Source organism: Streptomyces sp. ICN903 (assembly GCF_022015835.1).
GTDB classification, from domain to species: Bacteria; Actinomycetota; Actinomycetes; order Streptomycetales; family Streptomycetaceae; genus Streptomyces; species Streptomyces fenghuangensis.
In genome coordinates this window covers 1-4,123 of the sequence record NZ_JAKMAY010000413.1, presented here as the reverse complement: position 1 = coordinate 4,123, position 4,123 = coordinate 1, and the positions used below count along the sequence as shown (strand labels likewise).

Sequence of the window (4,123 nt, the reverse complement as noted above, 5' to 3'; positions counted from 1 at the left end):
GGGACCGGTGGCGGGGGTTGCGCATAGGCTGTGCTCGTCAGCGCCCATCGGCGCCCGTAAGCCAGTTGCCAGCAGGGGGCACCGCCATGACGACAGGTAGGCCTGGGTTGGGGGTTTCTCCCGGTTCTCGTTCCGGGGAGGGGTCCGCGCCGCCGAACGCGGCCTATGCCGGTCAGGTCGTGCGTTTTCCGGATCCGGTGCGGGCTGCCCGGTATCCGGGTGGTGTGCGGGTGGACGAGCGGGGTTATCCGGATTTCTCGCCGTTCGCGCGTGCGGCGGTGGAGATCGCGGAGCCGCCGGAGGGTTTCGGCGGGGACGAGTTGCGGTTGACCGACCATGTGTCGGCGAACGCGGCGATGCATGCGGAGGGCCATGAGTTGTGGGCGGAGTTGCCGTCGGTGGCGACTCCGCACGGCTGGACGTGGCATCACGTGGCGGGTGGCCGCCGGCTGGAGTTGGTGCCGGTGGAGGTGAAGGCTCTGCTGCGGCATCACGGTGGTCTGGCGACGGCTGTGGTGGATCACGGCAAGCGGGGGACGCGGCCGTTGCAGGAGACGCGTCCGGTGCACTTCGAGGTGCCGCACGGTGTGGCGGTGTCCGAGGAGCAGGTGCTGGACGCGGAGGAGGCTCTGGGGTACCGGCTGCCGGAGGCGTACCGGTCGTTCCTGAAGGCGGCGGGTGGTTGTGCGCCGGCGGGGGTGGCGCTGGACGCGGAGTTGGGGCTGCTGGTGGATCAGCCGTTCTTCACGGTGCGTGAGGAGGCGGCGGTCAATGATCTGGTGTACGTGAACAAGTGCCTGCGGGATCACCTGACGAAGGACTATCTGGGTGTGGCCTTCGTGCAGGGCGGGATCGTCGCGGTGAAGGTGCGCGGTGAGGCGCTGGGGTCGGTGTGGTTCTGCGCGTACGACGATGCGCGGGACCGGGACGGGCTGTCGGTGCAGGAGCGGGTGGCGGGGCTTCTGCTGCCGTGCGGTGCGGATTTCGACGACTTCCTGCTGCGGCTGGCGGGTAATCCGCCGGAGTTGGAGACCGTGGCCGGCCTGATGGTGGACGGCGGGTTCGCCCGTGCCGTTCCGGTGGAGGGGTGAGGCTCGATGGTGACGTTCGCGCAGGCGCAGGAGCGTGCGGAGCGCTGGGTCAACGGTGGTGTTCCGGCGTATCAGCACCGTGAGGTGCGGGTGCGGGAGTTCGATCTGGGTTTCGTGGCGTGGGCGGAGGACCGGCCGGGGGGTCCGTCGTCGGGGGGTGGCCGGCAGCGGCTGGTGATCGCGCGGGACAGCGGTGAGTCGACGCTGTGGCCGGCGTTGCCGGTGGGTGAGGTGATCCGGCGGTACGAGGAGGAGTACGGGGCTTCGGACGGGCCGGTGGCGGCGGATCCGCCGCGGCGGGTGGATCTGGAGGCGACGTCGTTTCTGCTGACGCCGCCTGAGTGGTTGCAGGAGGCGGCGGACCAGTTGGGGATTCCGGACCGCCGTGAGGCCGCCGGTCCGGGGGGTTCGGACGGGTCGGGCGGGTCGTCGGGCGGTTCCGCGCCGTCGGCCGCGCCGTCGGCGCCTTCGTCCGCTCCGGAGCCCGCGCCCGCCTCCGCGCCCACGCCTCCCCCTGCGCCGGTTTCCGGTTCCGACCCCGGTTCCGGTTCGCCGTGGGATGCGGCGGACACCAGCGGCAGCGGGAGCGGTGTGGGGTCGGTGCGGCCGCCGGTGACGGTGTTCGCGCCGCCGATCAGCGGGAGTGACGACGAGGACGGCGAGCCGGATCAGGCGTCCGGGGGGAGCGCGGAGGCGAGGACGGCGCTGCTGCCGGAGGGCAGTGCGCTGCCGAGGACGACGGTGGCCCCGGCGGTGGATGGTTCGCAGGGCTCGCCGCAGGGTGGCTCGCCGCAGGGTGGCGCGCGGGTTCCGGGGGCCGGGGACGACGGGCGGGACCGGCAGCCGCAGCGGCCGCCGGCTCCGGCGACTCCGCCGGGCGGGGTGCACCACGCGGCGACGATGCTGGCCGACCCGTCTGCGGGCGGCCCCGGTGCTCCCGGTGCTCCCGGTACTCCTCCGCCGGCCGCTCCGGGGACTCCCCCGCCGCCGGGTGCTCCGCAGCCGCCCGGCGCTCCGGGTGTTCCTGGGGATGTGACCACCAGCCGCGCGCCGAAGCGCGGCGGTGGGCCGTCCGTGCCGCCGCCGCCCGGGGAACCGGGTGTTCCGGGGGCGCGTCCCGGTGGTGCGGGGGCGGCTTCGCCGGGGGGTTCGTCCGGTGGTGCGGCCTATGCGCCGACGCAGTTGGTGTCGGCGGACGAGGTGGCGGCCCAGGGGGGCGCCGGTACTCCCCCACCGGGCGCTCCGGCCGCTCCGGGCGGCGGGGTGCACCATGCGGCGACGATGCTGGCGGGCCCCGGAGGTCCTGGCCCGGCCGGTCCTGCTCCTGGTCCGGGCACTCCTCCGCCGCCGGGGGCTCCGGGTGCGCCCGGGGTTGTGCCGGGTGCGCCGTCGTACGGCTATCCGCAGCAGCCGTCCGGTGTGCCGACGGTCGGGCCGGGTTACATGGCGGTGCTGCGCTACCGCGCGCCGGACGGTTCCGAGCAGCAGCTGATCCGTCGTTCGGCTCCGGGCACTCCGCATCCGGAGTGGCAGATCCTGCACGAGCTGCGGGCGATGAACGTTCCGCCGCAGCAGGTGCTGGAGCTGCACACGGAGCTGGAGTGCTGTGACGTTCCCGGTGGTTACTGCGCGCGGATGGTGCGGGAGTCCTGGCCCCAGGTGCGGATCAGCCATACCGCGCCGTACGGGCGTGATGTGGCCTCCCGCCGGCAGGGTGTGCGCCATCTGATAGAGCATCAGGGCGAGTTGCACCAGGTGGCCGACGGTCCGGCGCGTCCGGCGCCGGTGCGGGTGCCGCTGCCGCCGCCGCATCTGCTCCAGCCGGCGCCGCCGGTCGGGCCGGAGGGTGTGGCGCAGGAGCTGGTGCAGGCGTTCGGGCCGCAGGCGGTGTTCCGTTTCGACCAGCGTGCGGTCTCCCGGCAGGGTGTGCCGGACGTGGTGGCGCAGACGTTGATGTGGGCGGGTCTGCCGGTGGAGTTCGGCCCGTTCTTCTGGGCGCAGGCGCAGCCCGGGCGTCCGGTGCCGACGCTGGCGGAGCTGGCGCAGGAGCGCGGGGTGGCGCCCGCGGCGGACGCGGCCTCGTATCTGGTGATGGGCAACGACTACGGGCGCCAGTTGTGCGTGCAGTACGGCACGGCGCACATCGTGGCGGTGCCGCTGGAGGCTCCCGCGGGCGGGGGGCCGGCGGCGGCGCAGTTCGTCAACAGCGGTCTGCCGGAGTTCGTGCGGTGTCTGGCGCTGCTGGGCCGGATGTGGCGGCTGCGGTACGGGCTGACGCCGGAGCAGGCGGGCCGCTGGACGGTGGATTTCCAGGGGATGCTGGCGTGTCTGGATCCGGCGGCTCTGGCCGGTCCGGAGAACTGGTGGTCGGTGCTGCTCGAGCAGATGTGGGACGGGTTGCTGTAGCCGCCTCGCCGTGGTCGCCGGTCGCCTTTCCCGGTCTTCGCCGGTGCGTTCGTGCCCGGTCCCCGCCGAGCGGGGGCCGGGCACCGCTGTTCCCGTGCTGTTCCTCCGGTCGGGGGGCGTGCCGGGAGGATCATGCTTCCGCGGGTGTTCGCATGGTTTGTGTCGGTTGCGGCGTGTGGGGTCTCATGGCGCATGCTGGGTGGGATGTCCGCCGGATTGTGTGAAGGTTGGGGTTCACGATGTCTGCGTCGTCCGCGTCCAGGTCGCCTCATGGTTTCGCCGTCGTACGGGGCCGCGGTTACCGGCCCGATCAGGTCGACCGCTTCACCAGCGGGCTCTACGGGGATCTGGAGGAGGCGCGGGAGCGCCTGGACCGGCTGGGGGTGCTGGCCGGTGAGCTGGAGGCGGAGGCGGACCGGCTGCGGGGGGTGGTCGCCGCGCTGCCCCCGCAGACGTACGAGGCGCTGGGCGAGCGGGCCCGGCTGATCCTGTCCGAGGCGGAGGCCGAGGCCGGGGAGTTGCGGGAGCGGGCGCGTGAGGAGTCGCGCCGGGTGCTGGAGCGGGCGCAGGCCGAGGCCCGGGCTCGGCGGGAGGGGGCGCACGAGGGTGCGGCCCGGGTGCGGCGG

2 protein-coding genes and 1 pseudogene are annotated in these 4,123 nt (G+C 73.9%); all 3 read left to right on the top strand.

All coding sequences use genetic code 11. From position 1 onward, the window contains the following. The first annotated feature begins 86 nt into the window (after nucleotides 1-86). Nucleotides 87-1,091 carry an SMI1/KNR4 family protein gene (locus L7D48_RS26850; protein WP_237883389.1) on the top strand — a complete coding sequence of 335 codons (1,005 nt, stop codon included), beginning with the start codon at nucleotides 87-89 and terminating at the stop codon, nucleotides 1,089-1,091. Between the two features lie 6 nt (nucleotides 1,092-1,097). After that, entirely contained in the window at nucleotides 1,098-3,497 is a 2,400-nt protein-coding gene (locus L7D48_RS26845; protein WP_237883387.1) for an SUKH-4 family immunity protein, read from the top strand. A 239-nt stretch (nucleotides 3,498-3,736) separates the two neighbouring features. After that, nucleotides 3,737-4,123: pseudogene (locus tag L7D48_RS26840) on the top strand (cellulose-binding protein); the annotation flags it as partial.

What these genes read in the sequence shown, in the direction of transcription:
- L7D48_RS26850 (WP_237883389.1), top strand. Translation starts at nt 87, where the DNA reads ATGACGACAGGTAGGCCTGGGTTGGGGGTTTCTCCCGGTTCTCGTTCC.
- L7D48_RS26845 (WP_237883387.1), top strand. Translation starts at nt 1,098, where the DNA reads ATGGTGACGTTCGCGCAGGCGCAGGAGCGTGCGGAGCGCTGGGTCAAC.